This is a genomic window from Enterobacter cloacae complex sp. S1 (genome assembly GCF_014930525.1).
GTDB lineage: Bacteria > Pseudomonadota > Gammaproteobacteria > Enterobacterales > Enterobacteriaceae > Enterobacter > Enterobacter hormaechei_C.
Window position 1 is genome coordinate 1 of sequence record NZ_JADBRE010000025.1, and the last position, 20,448, is coordinate 20,448.

Consider the following 20,448-nt stretch of genomic DNA (forward strand, 5'->3'; position numbering starts at 1 on the left):
TCTCTTCAACCGACCGGGTTATCTGTGAAGTGATTCACATCCGCCGTGTCGATGGAGGCGCATTATAGGGAGCCGCCGAGGAATGACAAGCGGAAAAATGCATTTTTATTTCAACCGCTCACCTTTTCGCCAAAACGCCTATTTTTGGTGCTTTTTAATCTCTTTTGGCAGTTCTGCCAGACTAGTTATCACCCAGTCGGCTGCATTTTCTGCTTCTGGGGTGACCGGTTTACCGGTACGCACTAATACTTTGGTACCTACACCTGCCGCCGCTGCTGCCTGCATATCTTCCAGTTTATCGCCCACCATATAAGATGCGGCCATATCAATGTGCAGGAATTCCTGTGCAGAGATAAACATGCCCGGGTGTGGCTTACGGCAATCACAGATCTGACGATACGCCTCTACACTTCCCTGCGGGTGATGCGGACAATAATAGATGCCATCAAGATCGACGCCACGATCGGCCAGAGACCAGTCCATCCATTCCGTCAGCGTCTCGAACTGCGCTTCGGTGAATTTACCCCGGGCGATACCGGACTGGTTAGTCACCACCACCAGCGCATAGCCCATCTCTTTCAACTGGCGCATGGCATCTATTACGCCCTCGATAAACTCGAACTCATCAATCTCATGGACGTAACCGTGATCCACATTAATAGTGCCGTCACGATCGAGAAAAATTGCGGGTACAGATTTTGCCACCGGTTTGCTCCTGAAAAAGGCTTGTTCAGCTAGTATCTCATGAATCGCAGCGCAATAAAGTGCTCATCGCACAGAGGTGGATTGATTTAGACGTCTGGATGCCTTAACATCCATTTTGTTTACGGTCATTCCCCGTATCTGGCAGAAGAAAATGCCACGGCTAACTTACTTACGATAAAAATAATCTAATGATTAAACTTTCCAATATCACCAAAGTGTTCCAGCAGGGGAACCGAACCATTCAGGCGCTGAACAACGTCAGCCTGCATGTGCCTGCTGGTCAGATTTATGGCGTCATTGGCGCATCGGGTGCGGGTAAAAGTACGCTGATCCGTTGTGTTAACCTGCTTGAGCGCCCAACCCAGGGCAGCGTAGAAGTTGGCGGCCAGGAGCTTACCGCTCTCTCAGAAAAAGAACTCACCAAAGCGCGTCGCCAGATTGGCATGATTTTCCAGCACTTTAACCTGCTGGCATCCCGCACCGTGTTCGGCAACGTTGCCCTGCCGCTTGAGCTGGATAACACGCCGAAAGAAGAAGTTACGCGTCGCGTCACCGAACTGCTCGACCTTGTTGGTCTGGGCGACAAGCATGATAGCTACCCGGCAAATCTGTCCGGTGGGCAAAAACAGCGTGTGGCCATTGCCCGCGCGCTGGCAAGCAATCCTAAGGTGCTGCTGTGCGATGAAGCCACCAGCGCGTTAGACCCGGCCACCACGCGCTCTATTCTGGAACTGTTAAAAGACATTAACCGTCGCCTGGGCCTGACGATTCTCCTTATTACGCATGAAATGGATGTAGTGAAACGCATCTGCGACTGCGTGGCGGTCATCAGCAACGGTGAGCTGATTGAGCAGGACACGGTGAGTGAAGTCTTCTCGCACCCGAAAACGCCGCTGGCTCAGCAGTTCATTCAGTCCACACTGCATCTGGATATTCCGGAAGATTATCTGGAACGTTTAAAAACAGACGCAACGCCTGACAGCGTCCCGATGCTGCGCATGGAGTTCACGGGCCAGTCCGTTGACGCACCGCTGCTGTCCGAAACCGCGCGTCGCTTTAACGTGAATAACAACATTATTAGCGCGCAGATGGACTACGCCGGTGGCGTGAAGTTCGGCATTATGCTGACGGAAATGCACGGCACACAGGAAGAAACCCAGGCGGCAATTGCCTGGCTGCAAGAACATCACGTAAAAGTAGAGGTACTGGGTTATGTCTGAGCCGATGATGTGGCTACTGGTTCGCGGCGTTTGGGAAACGCTGGCAATGACCTTCGTATCGGGCTTCTTTGGTTTTGTGATTGGGCTGCCGGTCGGCGTGCTGCTGTACGTTACGCGCCCGGGTCAAATTATTGAAAACGCGAAGCTGTACCGCACGCTCTCTGCGCTGGTGAACATTTTCCGGTCTATTCCGTTCATTATTCTGCTGGTGTGGATGATTCCGTTTACGCGCGTGATCGTCGGGACGTCGATTGGTTTGCAGGCAGCAATTGTCCCGCTGACCGTAGGCGCGGCACCGTTTATCGCCCGTATGGTGGAAAACGCCCTGCTGGAAATCCCAACCGGCCTGATCGAAGCTTCCCGCGCTATGGGTGCGACGCCAATGCAGATCGTTCGCAAAGTTCTGCTGCCAGAGGCGCTGCCTGGGCTGGTGAACGCAGCAACCATCACGCTTATCACCCTGGTCGGTTATTCCGCAATGGGCGGCGCCGTAGGTGCTGGCGGTTTAGGCCAGATTGGATATCAGTACGGCTATATTGGCTATAACGCTACCGTAATGAATACCGTTCTGGTATTGCTGGTTGTGCTGGTTTACTTAATTCAATTCTCTGGCGATCGTATCGTCCGGGCTGTTACGCATAAATAACGTTACAAACAACACAAACTCGACGAGTTAAGGATATAACATGGCGTTTAAATTTAAGACCTTCGCAGCAGTAGGCGCACTGATTGGCTCGCTGGCACTGGTGGGTTGCGGTCAGGACGAAAAAGATCCAAACCACATCAAAGTAGGCGTTATCGTCGGTGCAGAACAGCAGGTTGCTGAGGCCGCGCAGAAAATCGCTAAAGAGAAATATGGCCTGGACGTTGAACTGGTGACCTTCAACGATTACGTTCTGCCGAACGAAGCGCTGAGCAAAGGCGACATTGACGCTAACGCCTTCCAGCATAAACCGTACCTGGATCAGCAGATCAAAGATCGCGGCTACAAACTGGTTGCTGTCGGTAACACCTTCGTTTACCCGATTGCCGGTTACTCCAAGAAAATTAAATCTCTGGATGAACTCCAGCCGGGTTCACAGGTTGCCGTCCCTAACGACCCAACCAACCTTGGCCGTTCCCTGCTTCTGCTACAGAAAGTGGGCCTGATTAAACTGAAAGAAGGCGTTGGCTTGTTACCGACCGTTCTGGACGTAACCGAAAACCCGAAAAATCTGAAAATTGTTGAGCTGGAAGCACCACAGCTGCCACGTTCTCTGGACGATGCGCAGATCGCCCTGGCCGTGATCAACACCACTTACGCCAGCCAGATCGGCCTGACCCCAGCGAAAGATGGCATCTTCGTTGAAGATAAAGATTCCCCGTACGTCAACCTGATCGTGACTCGCGAAGACAACAAAGACGCGGAGAATGTGAAGAAATTCATACAGGCATATCAGTCTGAAGAAGTGTACCAGGAAGCCAATAAGGTGTTTAACGGCGGCGCGGTTAAAGGCTGGTAATCTCCCGGCAGTGTAATATCATCAAGACGGGCATTTGCCCGTCTTGTCATTTGTGCGGTCAACTGCTTCAATATCTGACGTTTTGATTATCCACTGAGGAATTATTATGCGTGCTTTACCGATCTGTTTTTTAGCACTGATGCTGAGCGGCTGTTCTATGCTAAGCAGATCTCCTGTTGAACCTGTTCAAAGCACTGCAACCCCGCCAAAAGCGGAGCCAGCAAAACCGAAAGCGCCTCGCGCTGCGCCGGTACGTATTATTACCAAAGCCGACGAGCTGGTCGGTAAGCCATTCCGTGAACTGGGCGAAGTGAGCGGCGAATCCTGCCAGGCAACGAATCAGGACTCCCCACCCAATATTCCGACAGCCCGCAAGCGTATGCAAATCAACGCGTCGAAAATGAAAGCCAACGCGGTGCTGCTGCACAGCTGCGAAGTCACCAGCGGCACACCAGGTTGCTATCGCCAGGCGGTATGTATCGGTTCTGCGCTTAACATTACGGCGAAATGAGTTCATTTCAGTTCGAGCAGATAGGCGTTATCCGCTCCCCTTATAAAGAAAAGTTCGCCGTGCCGCGTCAGCCGGGTCTGGTCATTAACGGCGGCGGCGAGCTTCATCTTGTGGCGCCGTATAATCAGGCCGATGCAGTGCGCGGGCTTGAGGCGTTCAGCCATTTATGGGTGGTCTTTGTGTTTCACCAGACCATGGAAGGCGGCTGGCGTCCCACCGTGCGTCCGCCTCGTCTGGGCGGAAATGCCAGAATGGGTGTCTTTGCCACCCGCTCAACCTTTCGTCCCAACCCCATCGGGATGTCGCTGGTCGAGCTGAAAGGCATACGTTGTCAGAAAGATCAGGTGATCCTGGAGTTAGGTAGCCTTGACCTGGTTGATGGTACGCCGGTCATAGATATTAAGCCTTACCTGCCCTTCGCCGAAGCGCTGCCGGATGCCCGGGCAAGCTATGCTCAGGACGCACCGCAGGCAGATATGGCGGTTCACTTCACGTCTGAAATTACAATGCAAATCAGCGAGCTGGAAAAGCGTTATCCTCGCCTGCGTGACTTTATCGTTGAAGTGCTGGCGCAGGACCCCCGACCCGCCTACCGCAAAGAAGAGGAAGCCGGCAAAACGTACGCCGTCTGGCTGCTGGACTTTAACGTGCGCTGGCGCGTGACTGCGGCGGGTTTTGAAGTGTTTGCCCTGGAACCCAGGTAATTTTGTTCTCCTCTCTTTTGGCATCTTTGCCACACTGGTAAACTAAACCACTTTTTTTGTGTCAGGCTGGTGTTTCAGCCTGTTCCAATCGTCGAAATGGAACCGTAACAACATGCGTACTAGCCAATATCTGCTCTCCACTCTGAAGGAGACACCTGCCGACGCCGAGGTGATCAGCCACCAGCTGATGCTGCGCGCCGGGATGATCCGCAAGCTGGCCTCCGGGTTATACACCTGGCTGCCGACCGGCGTGCGCGTCCTGAAAAAAGTCGAAAACATCGTGCGTGAAGAGATGAACAACGCCGGTGCTATCGAGGTGTTAATGCCGGTCGTTCAGCCCTCTGAACTGTGGCAGGAGAGCGGTCGCTGGGAGCAGTACGGTCCTGAACTGCTGCGTATTGCCGATCGTGGCGATCGTCCATTCGTTCTCGGCCCAACGCATGAAGAAGTGATCACCGACCTGATCCGTAACGAGCTGAGCTCTTACAAACAGCTGCCGCTGAACTTCTTCCAGATCCAGACTAAGTTCCGTGACGAAGTGCGCCCACGCTTTGGCGTCATGCGTTCTCGCGAGTTCCTGATGAAAGATGCTTACTCTTTCCATACTTCTCAGGAATCGCTGCAAGAGACCTACGACAAAATGTACGCGGCCTACAGTAAAATCTTTTCCCGCATGGGGCTGGATTTCCGTGCTGTACAGGCTGATACCGGTTCAATCGGCGGTAGCGCCTCCCATGAATTCCAGGTTCTGGCGCAGAGCGGCGAAGACGATGTGATCTTCTCTGACTCCTCTGATTACGCCGCGAACATCGAATTTGCAGAAGCGCTGGCACCGAAAGAACCACGCGGCGCGGCAACGCAAGAGATGACGCTGGTTGATACGCCAAACGCGAAAACTATCGCCGAGCTGGTTGAGCAGTTTACTCTGCCGATCGAAAAAACCGTGAAAACCCTGCTGGTGAAATCGGCTGAAGGTAGCGCTTATCCACTGGTTGCCCTGCTGGTACGAGGCGATCACGAGCTGAACGAAGTGAAAGCCGAGAAGCTGCCGCAGGTTGCCAGCCCGCTGACCTTCGCAACGGAAGCGGAGATCCGCGCCGTGGTGAATGCAGGTCCTGGTTCTCTGGGTCCGGTGAACATGCCTGTTCCGGTGGTCATTGACCGCACCGTTGCGGCGATGAGCGACTTCGCTGCGGGCGCAAACATCGACGGTAAACACTACTTCGGCATCAACTGGGATCGTGACGTGGCGACGCCGGAAGTGGCTGACATCCGTAACGTGGTCGCAGGCGATCCAAGCCCGGACGGCAAGGGTATCCTGATGATCAAACGCGGTATCGAAGTAGGCCACATCTTCCAGCTGGGCGATAAGTACTCGCGCGCAATGAACGCTGCCGTTCAGGGCGAAGATGGCCGTAACCAGGTTCTGACCATGGGCTGCTACGGCATTGGCGTAACGCGCGTTGTTGCTGCCGCTATCGAGCAGAACTATGACGAACGCGGAATCGTCTGGCCGGATAACATCGCGCCGTTCCAGGTGGCGATCCTGCCAATGAACATGCACAAGTCTTACCGCGTGCAGGAGCTGGCTGAGAAACTCTACGCTGAGCTGAGCGCGAAAGGTATCGACGTGCTGATGGATGACCGTAAAGAGCGTCCTGGCGTGATGTTTGCTGACATGGAACTGATCGGTATTCCACACACCATCGTCATTGGCGACCGTAACCTCGACAGCGACGAGATTGAATACAAATACCGTCGCAACGGCGAAAAACAGATGATCAAGACGGGAGATATTCTTGATTACCTGGTGAAAGCCATCAAAGGTTAAGAAACAAAAAACCCCGCCAGTGCGGGGTTTTTTAATGGCTATATCTTATTTGCTTCCGCAGTCTTTCCCCGCAGCAAACTTCGCATCTTTATCTGCCACCAGCGTTTTCACCAGCTCGCCGCTATCCGGGTTTGGCTCCAGCGTAAAATGCCCTTCAACCGTCAGCAACACTGGCTTACTGTCGTTGCCGCGCGCGACGGCATAGTCTCGCTCCAGCTGGGCATTGTTCGCCACGCTGACTTTCTTCCCGGTTGCACAGTCAGTGAAGATCGCCGCATCCGCCATGTAGAAATACATCCCTCGCATCGCCATTGGGGTGGCTGGCAGGGTCGCTTTCACCGGGGCCAACGTGTAGTTGAACTGGGATTCAATCGGATTGCCTTCGCGATCGAGCATCTCCATCCCCTCGCCTTTGGCGCGGAAGAAGGTTTTATCGCCCGTGGTATCCGTCAATACCAGCTTCTCAGCCGTACGCGCCCATGTTCCGTAAGATGCAAAAGAAGACGGTTCTTTCGCCCCCTGGTAACGCTGGTTCATGACCCAGGTGCCATCTTTTTGCAGGAACAGAGAGGTTTCGATGCCCTCGCAATCTGCACACGGTAATACGCCGCGCCAGCTTTGCTGCATCGGCTTTAATTCTTCATTTTGCGTTGGCTGTAGTACCTGCGTTTCTGAACGGTTATTACAGCCAAAAAGCGCGAACAGGCTTGTCACGGCCAGCGCTGATAATAATGCTTTTTTCACAATACTTTCCTTATGAAAAAGGGTATCCCTTTCGTCACATTATGGGTGACGGACTTTGCCACGCAGTGATTTTACGGTGGATTTCTGCGCCTTCGATGACAACCGACGTTCTTTCGATGCCCGCGTTGGACGTGTTGCCCGGCGACTTTTTTGTACAGCCGTCAGCTCTTTAATGACCGCGACCAGCCGGGCTATTGCCGCTTCCCGGTTAAGCTCCTGGCTGCGATACTCCTGCGCTTTAATCACCATCACACCCTCGCTGGTGATCAGGTGATGGCTGGCGGCAAGCAGGCTTTCTTTATAATACTCTGGCAGGCTGGAGGCCCGAATGTCAAAGCGCAAATGGATAGCCGTTGAGGCCTTGTTAACGTGCTGTCCCCCTGCTCCCTGGGCCCGGATGGCGGTGATCTCCAGCTCGTTATCAGGGATGCTGACGTTTCGGGACAATACAATCATGATGCGGGCTGCCAGGCCGTGAGATGAATTTCCAGATTATTCTGAGAATCGGAAAGCCAGATGGCGCCGTCCTGAATCGTCGCCTGTAGCGCCATCGTCCGGCTGGCGAACGCACTCAGCTGCGCCAGCTGTTCATCATCCAGATACCAGACGGTAAGATTTTTGAACAGCACACATTTATTTTTATTTTGTTGCCACCAGATCTCCGCCGCTCGCTGGTTGTAGGCAAACAACGCTACTTTAGCAGACTGGGTGCAGGCCTTTTTGATCCGGCGTTCATCCGGCAGGCCAAGCTCAATCCATAAATCGATACCCAGATGATCGTTGCGCAGCCAGGCTTCCGGTTCATCTTCCGCGCTTAAACCACGGGTAAATTGCAGACGCTCGTCGGCATACTTAATCCACGCCAGCAGGCGCAGCATCATGCGCTCCTGGGTTTCAGAAGGGTGACGCGCCAGCGTCAATGACGCATCCAGAAACTGGTTACGGTCAAGATCCGCCACATTGACCACAGCTTTATAAATTGTCGCTTTCAGCGCCATGAGAGAACTCCTTTCGAATCAGGCATACATTGTAGCGAAAACCGCGGCAAAAGGCTGTTACGAGGTGGTGGCTCCCTCTTATCAAGGCGCTGATATTGCTTAAATGAGTATGGTATAGTCACCTTGCTAAACCGAGTTTAACTTCGTAGGCTTAATGATATCTCACAGTAAGTCAGTACGCTGGCAGGAGGTGATGTGAATAATTATTGTGAGTTGATTCGCAGACGGTATGCGGAGATCGCCAGCGGAGATCTGGGGTACATTCCGGATGCGTTGGGCTGTGTATTGAACGTGCTAAATGAAGTGGCCTCTGATGAGAGCCTTTCTGAATCGGTCAGGGAAAAAGCAGCGTATGCTGCGGCGAATTTACTGGTGAGCGATTATGTCGATGAATGATACCTATCAACCCATCAATTGTGATGACTATGACAACCTCGAACTCGCCTGCCAGCATCATTTAATACTGACGCTGGAGCTAAAAGATGGCGAAGTGCTAAAGGCAAAGGCCAGCGATCTGGTTTCCCGTAAAAATGTGGAATACCTAGTTGTGGAAGATGCAGGTGCAACGCGTGAGCTACGCCTCGACAAAATTGCCAGTTTCAGCCATCCGGAAATCGGCACCGTTGTGGTGAGCGAATCCTGATAACCAACGGGCAGCCAGGCTGCCCGTTACGCTTTCCATTCAAAATTAACACCCGCTTCAGCCCACCCCTCTTCAGTGATGAACACCTCTGCCGCCGCGATGAGCGTGTCGCCGTAAAACAGAAGCGGCGTGGTATCACGTCGCCAGGGCGGAACGTTCTGTTCCTGCCAGATTTTCTTCAGCTTACGCCCGCCGTTACGCCCGACGATATGCAGCATGCCGCTGGCCCTGAAGCGTATAGTGACGTTCTCGTCCGGCTCAGGTAGACGCACATTGCCCGAATGGCTTAACGCAACGACACCGGCATTCATCGGTAGCGTTAATGCTTTTTCCGGCGACGGCCAGTCGAGCACAACGTCAGCCAGCGACGGCACAGATTTTACCCACCAGAGTTGCCCTTTATAGCGCCTGACGTCATAACCATTCAGGTGTATACACGGGGCGGCATCTTCCCTCGCCTGTGCAACTTCCTCCCAGATACGGTTGAGCATCGCCCGGGACGGCATAACCGCACGGTGGTAAGCCATCCAGCGACGAATCAGAGCAGCCCGGCGCACGGGGCTCATCACCTTCAACGGCGCAATGTTCAGGGCACCGTCAGCGGTAGTCAGCGTATCCAGCTCCTCGCTCAGCAACTCATCCAGCAAGCTTTCCTGTTCAGCACACAGCATGGCGCTTCTGGCCGCCGCTTCGGAAAAATGCGCCCAGCGCTCACTCAGCAGCGGTAAGACGCGCAGGCGCAGGAAGTTACGGTCGTAACTGTCGTCCTGATTGCTCTCGTCTTCAATCCAAAACAGATGATGCTGCTGCGCCCAGGCTTCCAGTGATGCGCGCGTCTCACCCAGCAGCGGGCGGATGAGCTCTGTTTCAGCAAAATCTGCGCGCTCAGGCATGGCAGATAATCCCGCAGGCCCGCTGCCCCGCTTGAGCGCCAGTAAAAACGTCTCGCACTGGTCGTCCAGATGCTGCGCGGTGACCAACGCTTCCCCTTGCTGTAATGCGCCGGAAAACGCGGCGTAGCGGGCTTTCCGCGCCTGCGCCTCAATACCCAGCCCCTCATCCTCAAGCGTGACGCGTTCAACGATCAGCGGGATCGCCCACCCTGAACACACCGCTTCGCAGTGCGCTACCCAGTCGTCGGCATGGGGGCTTAAGCCGTGATGGATATGCATCGCCCGCAGCTGGACGTCAGGCTCACGGTCGCGCCAGAGCTTAAGGCGGTGCAGCAAAACGGTGGAATCCAGGCCACCGCTGAACCCCACCAGCAGCTGGCGATAGGGTGAAACGGCGTGCGCGATAGCGGGTAAGGTCATAGGAAATTACACATAAAAAATGCCCGAACTGAACGGGCATTATCACACATGACGGCGATTACTGCTGGTAAAGCTCCAGCGGCAGCCCGTCCGGATCGTTGAAAAAAGTGAAACGTTTATCGGTAAAGGGATCGACACGAATCGCTTCGCAGGCCACGCCGTGGGCTTCCAGATGTTTTACCGCGCTGTCCAGGTCATCGACGCTGAAGGCCAGGTGGCGCAGGCCGCAGGCTTCCGGGCGTGAAGGACGCGCTGGCGGGAAAGGAAAAGAGAACAGTTCAATCACATATTGTCCGTTTAACGCCAGATCGCCTTTCCAGGAGTCGCGCTCCTCACGGTAGGCCTCGCTCAACAGCGTAAAGCCGAGAACGTCGCAGTAGAATGCCTTACTTTTCGCGTAATCGGTGGCAATGATCGCAATATGATGAACCGCTTTTAAACCCAGCATAGTTTCTCCTTTTTATGATGCCCTGAACGTTACAACCGACAACCCGCCTCTGGCAAGCAGACCCTTTTATTTTAGGACTCTCACCCAGTACACGCCGTTATCATCGCGTTTCGCGCCATGAATATCCGTTTCAAAGCCCGGATAGTGGCGCCCCACCGAACAGAGCATCAGCAGGAAATCGAGCACCGCCCGGCTCTCCTCAGTGATCATTTCACCCGGCATCAGCAGCGGCACGCCCGGCGGATAAGGCAGGATCATGTTGGCCGATACCCGCCCGACCAGGTTCTCCAGCTCAACGGTTTCAACCTCCCCTTTCACCTGGCGCTGCCACGCCCTGTGCGGCGTCAGCTTCATTTCAGGCAGAACATCAAATGCCTGCAACATCAGGCGCGGCAGATCGTGCTGGCGGATCAGCCTGTGGATCCCCTGGGCCAGATCCTGAATACGCATATTGCGATAGAAGTCAGGATCTTCCGCGTAGAGATCCGGCAGCATATTCTTCACCCGCAGGTTCAGATCATATGCACGCTTAAACTCCATCAGTCCGCGCAACAGCCCCATCGCGCGGGTTTTATCGATCCCGATGCTGAACAGGAACAGCAAATTATAGGGGCCGGTTTTCTCCACCACCACGCCGCGCTCATCAAGGAACTTCGCCACCAGTGCCGCCGGGATCCCTTCCTCACCCATCACGCCCTGCTCATCCATGCCCGGCGTCAGGATCGTCACCTTAACCGGATCGAGGAACATATGGTCCGCATCGGCATCCCGAAAACCGTGCCAGCTCTCCCCCGGCGCGACGGGCCAGCATTCTGCTTCATCAATCTCTTCCGGCTGCCAGATATCAAAGAACCAGCCGTCCGCTTCATCTTTAAGTCGCTGAACCTCTTTTCGGAAATGCAGCGCCCGTTCCACCGAACGATTGATCAGGCGTTTACCCGGATTACCGCGCAGCATCGCCGCCGCCGTTTCGATGGACGCCACCAGCGGGTAGCTCGGCGACGTGGTCGTGTGCATCATAAAGGCTTCGTTGAAGGTGTCCTCGTCGTACTCGCCCTTGATGTGAATGAGAGACGCCTGGGAAAACGCGGCCAGCATTTTGTGCGTCGACTGCGTTTCGAAGAATACCTTGCCAGGCACCCGCTCACCGCTCATCCCACTTTTCCCCGAGTAAATCGGGTGGAAATTGGTGTAAGGCACCCACGCGGAGTCAAAGTGGATCGACGGCACGTCGAGCGTCTGCTTGATCCAGTTCGTGTTGTAAAGCAACCCGTCATAGGTGGAGTTGGTGATCACCGCATGCACAGGCCAGCTTGCCTCGGGGATCGCCGCGATCTTATTTTCAATGGCTTCATGCGCGAATTCACGGCGAGGAATGCCGCCGAGAATACCCAGCGCATTACGCGTAGGCGACAGCCAGAGCGGCACCACGTCGCTCATCATCAGCAAATGCGCCAGTGATTTATGGCAGTTGCGGTCAATCAGCAGCGTACTGCCGGCAGGCGCGGCGTACATCCCGACGATTTTGTTCGAGGTTGAGGTACCGTTGGTCACCATGTAGCTTTGCTCGGCGCCAAAGGTCCGGGCGATGTACTCTTCGGCTTCCAGATGCGGGCCGGTATGATCCAGCAGAGAGCCTAACTCGGTGACCGAAATCGACACATCCGCCTTCAGCGTGTTACCGCCGAAGAAATCGTAGAACAGACATCCCACCGGGCTTTTTTGATAGGCTGTTCCCGCCATGTGGCCTGGCGTACAGAAGGTGTACTTCCCTTCATTCACATAGGTGAACAGCGCGCGCGTGAACGGCGGTGTGATGTTATCGAGGTATTCACCGGTGTACTGCTGAATGCGGGTCGCAATGTCCTCGGCAACGCCGAGTGAGTATTCGAAGAACCACAGCGCCATACGCATATCATGCGCGCTCACGTCCATGGTCGAGTGAGTGTTGATAAACGCGTACAGCGGAAGATATTCGTTGAGCTTATTGATATCGCTGCACAACTCCATGTCGTATTCGTCCCAGTCGAATATCACGCCACAGATGCGCGGATTGTGTTCGATAAATTTCAGCAGGTCGGCGCTGTTTTGCGGCCAGATCAGCTGGTATCCACGTGCTTTAAGGGCTTGCTCCAGCTCCTTGATGGGTTCGTCTTTATAAAAGACGCCGTGTGGCCCCATGATGGCAATGATGTTCATGGTTTACCTCCTTGAAAAACATCAGATAAGCATAGTTAAGGTAAACGGCAGGTATAAAAAAAGCCGCAACAATGTGCGGCTTTTAGGATAATTGTGAGGCTTACGCGTAACCGTAGGTCATCAGACGCTGATAACGACGGTTGAGCAGATCTTCTGTGCTCAGCACGTCGAGGTCTGCCAGATCCGCCAGCAGCTGCGCTTTCAGGGAAGCAGCCATCACTTCCGGCTTACGATGCGCGCCACCCAGCGGTTCAGGGATAACGGTGTCGATCAGCTTCAGCTCTTTCAGACGTGGGGCAATGATGCCCATCGCTTCAGCAGCCAGCGGCGCTTTATCGGCACTTTTCCACAGAATGGAGGCACAGCCTTCCGGAGAGATAACGGAATAGGTACTGTACTGTAGCATATTCACTTTATCGCCCACGCCAATTGCCAGCGCACCGCCAGACCCACCTTCACCGATAACGGTACAGATGACCGGCACTTTCAGGCGAGACATCTCACGCAGGTTGCGTGCGATGGCTTCAGACTGACCGCGCTCTTCAGCGCCAACACCCGGGTAAGCACCCGGCGTGTCGATGAAGGTGATGACAGGCATATTGAAACGCTCAGCCATCTCCATCAGACGCAGGGCCTTACGGTAGCCTTCTGGTGCTGGCATACCGAAGTTACGACGGATTTTCTCTTTGGTTTCACGGCCTTTCTGATGACCAATAATCATCACCGGACGTCCATCCAGACGCGCGATACCGCCGACGATAGCTTTATCGTCAGCGTATGCGCGGTCGCCTGCCAGTTCGTCAAATTCGTCAAACGCCAGGCGGACATAATCCAGGGTGTACGGACGCTGTGGATGACGCGCCAGCTGGGCGATCTGCCATGCGCCGAGATCGGCAAAGATTTTGCGCGTCAGTTCTACGCTTTTTTCGCGCAGACGATGCACTTCTTCGTCGATGTTAATATCCAGTTTTTCATCCTGACGGCTCACGGCTGTCAGAGAATCGATTTTCGCTTCCAGCTCTGCAATCGGCTGTTCGAAATCAAGGAAATTCAGACTCATAGTATTCCTGTATTAGTCAAACTCCAGTTCCACCTGCTCCGAACCAATGAGGCCACGGAGATCGTTCAGTAAACGATCGCTCGGAGAGACACGCCACGTTGCACCAAAGCGCAACCGCGCACGTGCATCCGCCCTCTGATAGTAGAGATGTACTGGAATGGTCCCCGAGCGGTGGGGTTCCAGAGACTGACGGAGTCGGTTTAAAAGCTGGTCATCAATTTGCCTGTCCGTCAGCGAGATAGCAAGCCCGCGAGCATATTTTTCCCGGGCTTCGTCAATGTCCATCACTTCGCGGGCGGTCATTTTAAGCCCCCCGCTGAAGTCATCAAAGCTGACCTGTCCGCTGACGATAAGTATGCGGTCTTTTTCCAGCAATTGCTGGTATTTATCCAGCGCGTCGGTGAACAACATCACCTCCAGACGCCCGGAACGGTCATCCAGGGTACAGATGCCGATACGATTGCCGCGCTTGGTGACCATTACCCTTGCAGCAATCACGAGCCCCGCAGCCGTGGTGATTTTACCACGTTCTGTCGGATGCATGTCTTTAAGCCTGTGGCCGCCGACATAGCGCTCAATTTCTTTCAGATACTGGTTGATCGGGTGCCCCGTCAGGTACAGGCCTAACGTCTCACGCTCCCCATCCAGCACCACCTGTTCTGGCCAGGGCTGGCAGTTGGAATAAGACTGCTCAATCTGCTCTGGCTCTTCCGCCAGCACGCCGAACATATCCGCCTGGCCAATGGCTTCCGCTTTCGCGTGCTGATCGGCTGCTTTCAGCGCATCGCCGAGCGAGTTCATCAGCGCGGCGCGGTGTGGCCCCAGCCGATCAAACGCGCCGGACATGATCAGTTTTTCCAGCACCCGGCGGTTCAGTTTTTTGGTATCGGTGCGGGCGCACAGATCGAACAGCTCGCGGAAATAGCCGCCGTTGTTACGCGCTTCGATGATCGCCTCGATCGGCCCCTCACCTACGCCCTTGATCGCGCCGATCCCATAGACGATTTCTCCGTCATCGTTAACGTGGAAATGGTACAGGCCAGAGTTAATATCCGGCGGCAGGATCTTCAGCCCCATGCGCCAGCACTCGTCTACCAGACCAACCACCTTCTCGGTGTTGTCCATATCGGCGGTCATTACCGCCGCCATAAACTCAGCGGGATAGTGAGCCTTCAGCCACAGCGTTTGATACGAAACCAAAGCATAGGCGGCGGAGTGGGATTTGTTAAATCCGTACCCGGCGAATTTCTCCACCAGGTCGAAGATTTTCATCGCCAGTTCGCCATCGACGCCGTTTTTCTTCGCCCCATCCTCAAAGATGGAACGCTGCTTGGCCATCTCTTCCGGCTTTTTCTTACCCATCGCACGACGCAGCATGTCTGCGCCGCCAAGGGTATAACCAGAAAGCACCTGGGCGATCTGCATGACCTGTTCCTGATACAGGATGATGCCATAGGTTGGCTCCAGTACCGGTTTCAGGCTTTCATGCTGCCACTGCACGTCCGGGTAGGAAATCTCTTCGCGCCCGTGTTTACGGTCGATAAAGTTATCTACCATCCCCGACTGCAACGGCCCCGGACGGAACAGGGCCACCAGCGCGATCATATCTTCGAAGCAGTCTGGTTGCAGACGCTTAATCAAATCTTTCATGCCGCGGGATTCAAGCTGGAAGACGGCTGTCGTCTCCGAGCGTTGCAGCATGTCGAAACTTTTCTTGTCATCAAGCGGGATAGCCGCGATATCCAGCGGAGGCTCGCCGTTCTTCTCGCGACGGGCGTTGATCATCTCCAGCGCCCAGTTGATGATGGTCAGCGTACGCAGGCCGAGGAAGTCGAACTTCACCAGCCCGGCGTATTCTACGTCGTTCTTGTCGAACTGGGTGACCGGATGCTGGCCCGCTTCGTCGCAGTACAGCGGCGCAAAGTCGGTGATTTTGGTCGGGGCGATAACCACCCCCCCCGCATGCTTACCGGCGTTACGCGTGACGCCTTCCAGCTTGCGCGCCATGTCGATCAGCGCTTTGACCTCTTCGTCGGCTTCGTAGATTTCCGGCAGCTGAGGTTCAGCTTCAAAGGCTTTCGCCAGAGTCATGCCCGGATCGGGCGGCACCAGCTTAGAGATACGATCGACAAAACCGTACGGGTGGCCCAGAACGCGGCCCACGTCGCGGATAACCGCTTTCGCGGCCATCGTACCGAAGGTGATGATCTGCGAAACCGCATCACGACCGTACATATCGGCCACGTGCTCAATCACCTGGTCGCGTTTTTCCATGCAGAAGTCGACGTCAAAGTCGGGCATGGAGACACGTTCCGGGTTGAGGAAACGTTCGAACAGCAGGTCAAATTCCAGCGGATCGAGATCGGTAATTTTAAGCGCGTAGGCCACAAGCGATCCCGCACCGGAACCACGGCCCGGACCTACCGGCACGCCGTTATCCTTCGACCACTGGATGAACTCCATCACGATCAGGAAGTAGCCAGGGAACCCCATCTGGTTGATCACCTGGAGTTCAATATCCAGGCGCTCGTCATATTCAGGACGTTTCTCTTTACGGACCGCTTCATCCGGGAAGAGGAATTCCAGACGCTCTTCCAGACCCTCTTTCGATTTCATGACCAGGAAATCTTCGGTGGTCATGTCTCCCGTCGGGAACTGCGGCAGGAAGTATTCGCCAAGACGCACGGTGACGTTACAGCGCTTGGCAATCTCTACGCTGTTTTCCAGCGCTTCCGGGATGTCCGAGAAGAGCTCACACATCTCCTCTTCGCTGCGCATGTACTGCTGCGATGAGTAGTTGCGCGGACGTTTCGGATCGTCAAGGGTGAAACCGTCGTGGATAGCGACGCGAATTTCATGCGCGTCAAAATCAACCGCCTCAAGGAAGCGCACATCGTTGGTGGCCACCACAGGCAGGCCACGCGCTTCCGCCAGGGCGACGGCCGCATGCAGGTAGCTCTCTTCATCCGCACGCCCGGTACGGATCAGCTCCAGGTAATAACGATCCGGGAAATACTCTTCGTAGAACGAGACGCACTGATCCACCAGCGCATTATTACCGCGCAGCAGACATTTGCCGACATCTCCCATACGGCCACCGGAGATCAGCAGCAAACCTTCGTTCAGCTCCGCCAGCCAGTCGCGGTCAATCCATGGACCCAGTGCGCCGTAACCGCGTTGGTAGGCTTTTGAGATCAGCAGAGTGAGGTTCTGATAACCCGTGTTATTCATGGCTAACACGGAAATTTGCGTCATCTCATCCCCAAGCAGGTCGCTCTGCACGTGAAAATCCGCGCCGACGATGGGCTTTAATCCTGCGCCATGCGCCGTTCCGTAGAACTTCACCAGGCCACACAGGTTGGTAAAATCGGTGATCGCCAGCGCAGGCATGCCAAGCGAGGCCGCCTTTTTTACCAGCGGCCCGGTCTTTGCCAGCCCATCGATCATGGAGTAGTCGCTATGCACCCGCAGGTGTACGAAACGTGGTTCAGCCATCTTCAAATCCCGCGTTACTTAATTGCTTGCGTCTTGATTCAGGACACCAGTCCCAGCGCGCGTTTCACCGGGCCAAAGCTGCGCCGATGATGTTCAGTTGCGCCATGTTCAGCCAGCTTTTCCAGATGGAAAGCCGTTGGATATCCCTTGTGCTGGGCGAAACCATACGCGGGATAAGTGAGGTCCAGCGCGGCCATTTCGGCATCGCGCGTCACTTTGGCAATGATTGACGCCGCACTGATTTCTGCGACGCGGCTATCGCCTTTAACAACAGCCATGGAAGGCATTGGCAGCGCCGGGCAACGGTTACCGTCGATCAGCACATACTCAGGCACAATCTTCAGGCCAGCAACGGCACGCTGCATCGCCAGCATGGTGGCGTGCAGAATGTTCAGATCGTCGATCTCATCCGGCTCTGCGCGCCCGAGACTCCAGGCCAGTGCCTTTTCTTTAATTTCATCGAACAGCGCCAGGCGACGCTTTTCACTCAGTTTTTTCGAGTCGTTCAGGCCAACGATCGGGCGGGCTGGATCGAGGATCACCGCCGCGGTCACAACGGCACCCACTAACGGGCCACGACCGACTTCATCCACACCGGCAACGAGGTGGGTATGGGGATAAATAAATTCCATCATTGTGCTAACTCCAGCACCGCATCGGCCGCCTGCTCATCAGCATTACAGCGGATCAGTTGATGCAGTTCACGGAAGGTATCATGCATCTGGTGGCTGGTTTTACCGTTGGCCAGCAGCGGCAGTAATGCATCAGCCAGTGCCTGCGGCTGGCATTCATCCTGCAAGAGCTCTTTCACCAGTTCGCGACCCGCAAGCAGGTTTGGCAGGGATACGTAATCTGTTTTTACCAGACGTTTTGCCAGCCAGAAGGTAAACGGCTTCATGCGATAACCGACCACCATTGGGCATTTTGCCAGCATACACTCCAGAGCAGCCGTGCCGGAAGCCAGCAGTGCGGCATCACTCGCAAACATGGCTTGCCGCCCTTTTCCGTCCAGCAGGCGGACGTGAAGATCCGGGGCGACGTCGGCTTTGATACGCTCAAACTGCTCGCGGCGTTTGGCATTCACCAGCGGCACGACCACTTCAAGATCGGGATAAGTCTTGCGAAGAATTTGCGCCGTTTTCAGGAAATCGGCACTGAGCATTTCAACTTCCGCACCCCGGCTCCCTGGCAGCAGCGCCAGACAGTGCACATCATGCGGGATGCCCAGTTCGTCACGCGCCGCGTTTTTATCCGGATCCAGCGGCATGGCATCCGCCATGGTATGACCGATAAAACGGCACGGGACATTAAATCTGTCGTAAAACGCTTTTTCGAAAGGCAGAAAAGCCAGCACCAGATTGGTGGACCGTCCGATTTTGAAAACGCGTTTCTGTCGCCACGCCCATACGGACGGACTGACGTAATGGATAGTTTTGATCCCCTGCTTTTTCAGGTTCCCTTCAAGGGTAATATTGAAATCAGGCGCATCAATGCCGACAAATACATCGGGCTTAAGGTCGGTAAAGCGGCGGGTAAGGTCGGCGCGAATATGCAGCAGGCGACGCAAGCGGCCCAGCACTTCGACGATGCCCATCACAGCCAGCTCTTCCATTTCATACCAGGCTTCACAGCCTTCGGCCTGCATCAGCGGCCCAGCCACACCCACAAAGCGGGCATTGGGTACACGGGCTTTAAGCGCGCGGATAAGACCTGCACCAAGAATATCGCCGGAGGTTTCTCCGGCGACCAGGGCGATGGTAAGCGGACGACTGTCGACCATTAACGAATCAGACCACGGGTTGAACGTTCAAAGAATTCCATGAACATCTTCACTTCAGGGTGCTTATTCGCCAGCTCGGCAATTTCCGGCTTCGCCTCTTCCAGCGTTTTACCGCTACGGTACAGCAGTTTGTACGCGTTGCGGATGGCAGTAATCGCTTCGCGACTAAAACCACGACGCTTGAGACCTTCGATGTTCACGCCAAACGGCGTGGCATGGTTGCCCTGCGCAATCACAAACGGTGGGACGTCCTGCGCCACACCGGAGCATCCGCCGACCATCACGTGTGCACCAATGATGCAGAACTGATGGACTGCGGTCATGCCGCCAATAATTGCGAAATCATCGACCGATACGTGTCCCGCCAGCGTTGCGTTGTTGGCGAGAATACAGCGGCTACCCACGGTACAGTCGTGCGCAATGTGCGCATTAACCATAAACAGGTTGTCGCTGCCCACCTTCGTCAATCCACCGCCTTGCGTTGTACCACGATGAATGGTGACGCTTTCGCGAATGCGGTTACGATCGCCGATTTCCACGCGGGTCGGTTCGCCAGCATACTTAAGATCCTGGTTAACTTCGCCGATGGAGGCGAACTGATAGATCTCATTGTTGCAGCCAATGGTGGTATGACCATTCACGACAACGTGAGATTTCAGTACTGTACCCTCACCAATTTCGACATGGGGTCCAACAATACAAAACGGGCCAATGTGGACGTTGGCACCAATGATGGCACCCGTTTCCACAATGGCGGTAGGATGAATAAAGGCGGATTTATCAATCACGTATCAGGCCTCCCGGCTACGCGCACACATCATTGTCGCTTCGCAAACAACTTTGCCGTCAACCATAGCTACGCCTTTGAAGCGAGTCAGGCCGCGACGCGTTTTTTCAAAAGTGACTTCCATGATCATTTGATCACCAGGCACGACCGGACGCTTGAAGCGCGCTTCATCGATACCCGCGAAGTAATAGAGTTCACCCGGTTCCAGTTTACCTACGCTTTTAAACGCCAGAATACCGGTAGCCTGTGCCATCGCTTCCAGGATCAATACACCCGGGAAGATAGGCTTACCAGGGAAGTGCCCCTGGAAGAACGGCTCGTTAACGGAGACATTTTTCACTGCGCGCAGAAAGCGACCTTCTTCAAAATCCAGCACACGGTCTACCAGTAAAAACGGATAGCGGTGCGGCAGAAGTTCTAAAATCTCTTCAATATGCAGAGTATGAGTGTCAGTAGTCAAAATACTCTTCCTGTCAAATGTACTAAGTAGCAATAATAACACGGCCTG

General features: G+C 54.7%; 21 protein-coding genes. 8 read left to right on the forward strand and 13 right to left on the reverse strand.

The window, feature by feature from the left end:
* Positions 1 to 138: 138 nt before the first annotated feature.
* Positions 139 to 705 carry a D-glycero-beta-D-manno-heptose 1,7-bisphosphate 7-phosphatase gene (gmhB, locus tag IM290_RS16730; RefSeq protein ID WP_193041406.1) on the reverse strand — a complete coding sequence of 189 codons (567 nt, stop codon included), beginning with the start codon at positions 703 to 705 and terminating at the stop codon, positions 139 to 141.
* Between the two features lie 188 nt (positions 706 to 893).
* Between gmhB and metN the strand changes: the two genes are divergently transcribed.
* The 6 genes from metN (at position 894) to proS (ending at position 6,473) form a co-directional block, all read left to right on the forward strand.
* Entirely contained in the window at positions 894 to 1,925 is a 1,032-nt protein-coding gene (metN, locus tag IM290_RS16735) for a methionine ABC transporter ATP-binding protein MetN (RefSeq protein WP_006810022.1), read from the forward strand.
* On the forward strand, positions 1,918 to 2,571 hold the full coding sequence (locus tag IM290_RS16740; RefSeq protein ID WP_003856130.1) for a methionine ABC transporter permease MetI: 654 nt from the start codon (positions 1,918 to 1,920) through the stop codon (positions 2,569 to 2,571). Before metN ends, IM290_RS16740 begins: the two co-directional genes overlap by 8 nt.
* Positions 2,572 to 2,611: 40 nt before the next feature.
* Entirely contained in the window at positions 2,612 to 3,427 is an 816-nt protein-coding gene (gene metQ / locus IM290_RS16745; protein WP_003856132.1) for a methionine ABC transporter substrate-binding lipoprotein MetQ, read from the forward strand.
* Positions 3,428 to 3,533: 106 nt separating this feature from the next.
* Entirely contained in the window at positions 3,534 to 3,938 is a 405-nt protein-coding gene (gene rcsF, locus IM290_RS16750) for an Rcs stress response system protein RcsF (RefSeq protein WP_015572735.1), read from the forward strand.
* Positions 3,935 to 4,642, forward strand: coding sequence for a tRNA (N6-threonylcarbamoyladenosine(37)-N6)-methyltransferase TrmO (tsaA, locus tag IM290_RS16755; protein WP_193041407.1), 708 nt, complete (start codon positions 3,935 to 3,937; stop codon positions 4,640 to 4,642). The genes rcsF and tsaA overlap by 4 nt, the downstream gene beginning before the upstream one ends.
* A 112-nt stretch (positions 4,643 to 4,754) precedes the next feature.
* Positions 4,755 to 6,473: a proline--tRNA ligase gene (gene proS / locus IM290_RS16760; protein ID WP_045333695.1), complete on the forward strand. Its 1,719-nt coding sequence runs from the start codon at positions 4,755 to 4,757 to the stop codon at positions 6,471 to 6,473.
* Between the two features lie 45 nt (positions 6,474 to 6,518).
* Here the strand turns inward: proS and nlpE are convergent, their stop codons facing one another.
* Genes nlpE through IM290_RS16775 form a run of 3 tightly spaced genes read right to left on the reverse strand, consistent with a single transcriptional unit; the run spans position 6,519 to position 8,215 of the window.
* Positions 6,519 to 7,217: an envelope stress response activation lipoprotein NlpE gene (nlpE, locus tag IM290_RS16765; RefSeq protein ID WP_063135050.1), complete on the reverse strand. Its 699-nt coding sequence runs from the start codon at positions 7,215 to 7,217 to the stop codon at positions 6,519 to 6,521.
* A gap of 39 nt (positions 7,218 to 7,256) precedes the next feature.
* Entirely contained in the window at positions 7,257 to 7,673 is a 417-nt protein-coding gene (arfB, locus tag IM290_RS16770) for an alternative ribosome rescue aminoacyl-tRNA hydrolase ArfB (protein WP_006810027.1), read from the reverse strand.
* On the reverse strand, positions 7,670 to 8,215 hold the full coding sequence (locus IM290_RS16775) for a YaeQ family protein (protein ID WP_193041408.1): 546 nt from the start codon (positions 8,213 to 8,215) through the stop codon (positions 7,670 to 7,672). Before IM290_RS16775 ends, arfB begins: the two co-directional genes overlap by 4 nt.
* 195 nt (positions 8,216 to 8,410) lie before the next feature.
* Between IM290_RS16775 and IM290_RS16780 the strand changes: the two genes are divergently transcribed.
* Both IM290_RS16780 and rof read left to right on the forward strand, forming a co-directional pair.
* A complete protein-coding gene (locus IM290_RS16780; protein WP_003856146.1) occupies positions 8,411 to 8,611 on the forward strand; it encodes a YaeP family protein in 201 nt (66 codons plus the stop codon).
* Positions 8,598 to 8,858: a Rho-binding antiterminator gene (rof, locus tag IM290_RS16785; protein WP_003856148.1), complete on the forward strand. Its 261-nt coding sequence runs from the start codon at positions 8,598 to 8,600 to the stop codon at positions 8,856 to 8,858. Before IM290_RS16780 ends, rof begins: the two co-directional genes overlap by 14 nt.
* Before the next feature lie 26 nt (positions 8,859 to 8,884).
* Here the strand turns inward: rof and tilS are convergent, their stop codons facing one another.
* The 9 genes from tilS to fabZ all read right to left on the reverse strand — a co-directional run bounded on the left by tilS (position 8,885) and on the right by fabZ (position 20,400).
* The gene (gene tilS / locus IM290_RS16790; RefSeq protein ID WP_193041409.1) at positions 8,885 to 10,171 is read right to left on the reverse strand and encodes a tRNA lysidine(34) synthetase TilS; all 1,287 of its coding nucleotides are present in this window, start codon (positions 10,169 to 10,171) and stop codon (positions 8,885 to 8,887) included.
* Between the two features lie 58 nt (positions 10,172 to 10,229).
* Entirely contained in the window at positions 10,230 to 10,619 is a 390-nt protein-coding gene (locus IM290_RS16795; RefSeq protein WP_003856151.1) for a VOC family protein, read from the reverse strand.
* 66 nt (positions 10,620 to 10,685) lie between these two features.
* A complete protein-coding gene (locus IM290_RS16800; protein ID WP_015572729.1) occupies positions 10,686 to 12,818 on the reverse strand; it encodes a lysine decarboxylase LdcC in 2,133 nt (710 codons plus the stop codon).
* A gap of 100 nt (positions 12,819 to 12,918) precedes the next feature.
* Positions 12,919 to 13,878, reverse strand: coding sequence for an acetyl-CoA carboxylase carboxyl transferase subunit alpha (gene accA / locus IM290_RS16805; RefSeq protein ID WP_193041410.1), 960 nt, complete (start codon positions 13,876 to 13,878; stop codon positions 12,919 to 12,921).
* Positions 13,879 to 13,890: 12 nt separating this feature from the next.
* Positions 13,891 to 17,373, reverse strand: a complete 3,483-nt coding sequence (gene dnaE / locus IM290_RS16810; RefSeq protein WP_193041411.1) for a DNA polymerase III subunit alpha — start codon at positions 17,371 to 17,373, stop codon at positions 13,891 to 13,893.
* Between the two features lie 38 nt (positions 17,374 to 17,411).
* Complete coding sequence (gene rnhB, locus IM290_RS16815; protein ID WP_015572727.1) at positions 17,412 to 18,008, reverse strand: ribonuclease HII; 597 nt, start codon at positions 18,006 to 18,008, stop codon at positions 17,412 to 17,414.
* A complete protein-coding gene (gene lpxB / locus IM290_RS16820) occupies positions 18,005 to 19,153 on the reverse strand; it encodes a lipid-A-disaccharide synthase (RefSeq protein ID WP_003856161.1) in 1,149 nt (382 codons plus the stop codon). Before lpxB ends, rnhB begins: the two co-directional genes overlap by 4 nt.
* On the reverse strand, positions 19,153 to 19,941 hold the full coding sequence (lpxA, locus tag IM290_RS16825) for an acyl-ACP--UDP-N-acetylglucosamine O-acyltransferase (RefSeq protein ID WP_023295949.1): 789 nt from the start codon (positions 19,939 to 19,941) through the stop codon (positions 19,153 to 19,155). Before lpxA ends, lpxB begins: the two co-directional genes overlap by 1 nt.
* A gap of 3 nt (positions 19,942 to 19,944) precedes the next feature.
* A complete protein-coding gene (gene fabZ, locus IM290_RS16830; RefSeq protein ID WP_003856165.1) occupies positions 19,945 to 20,400 on the reverse strand; it encodes a 3-hydroxyacyl-ACP dehydratase FabZ in 456 nt (151 codons plus the stop codon).
* Positions 20,401 to 20,448: the final 48 nt, after the last annotated feature.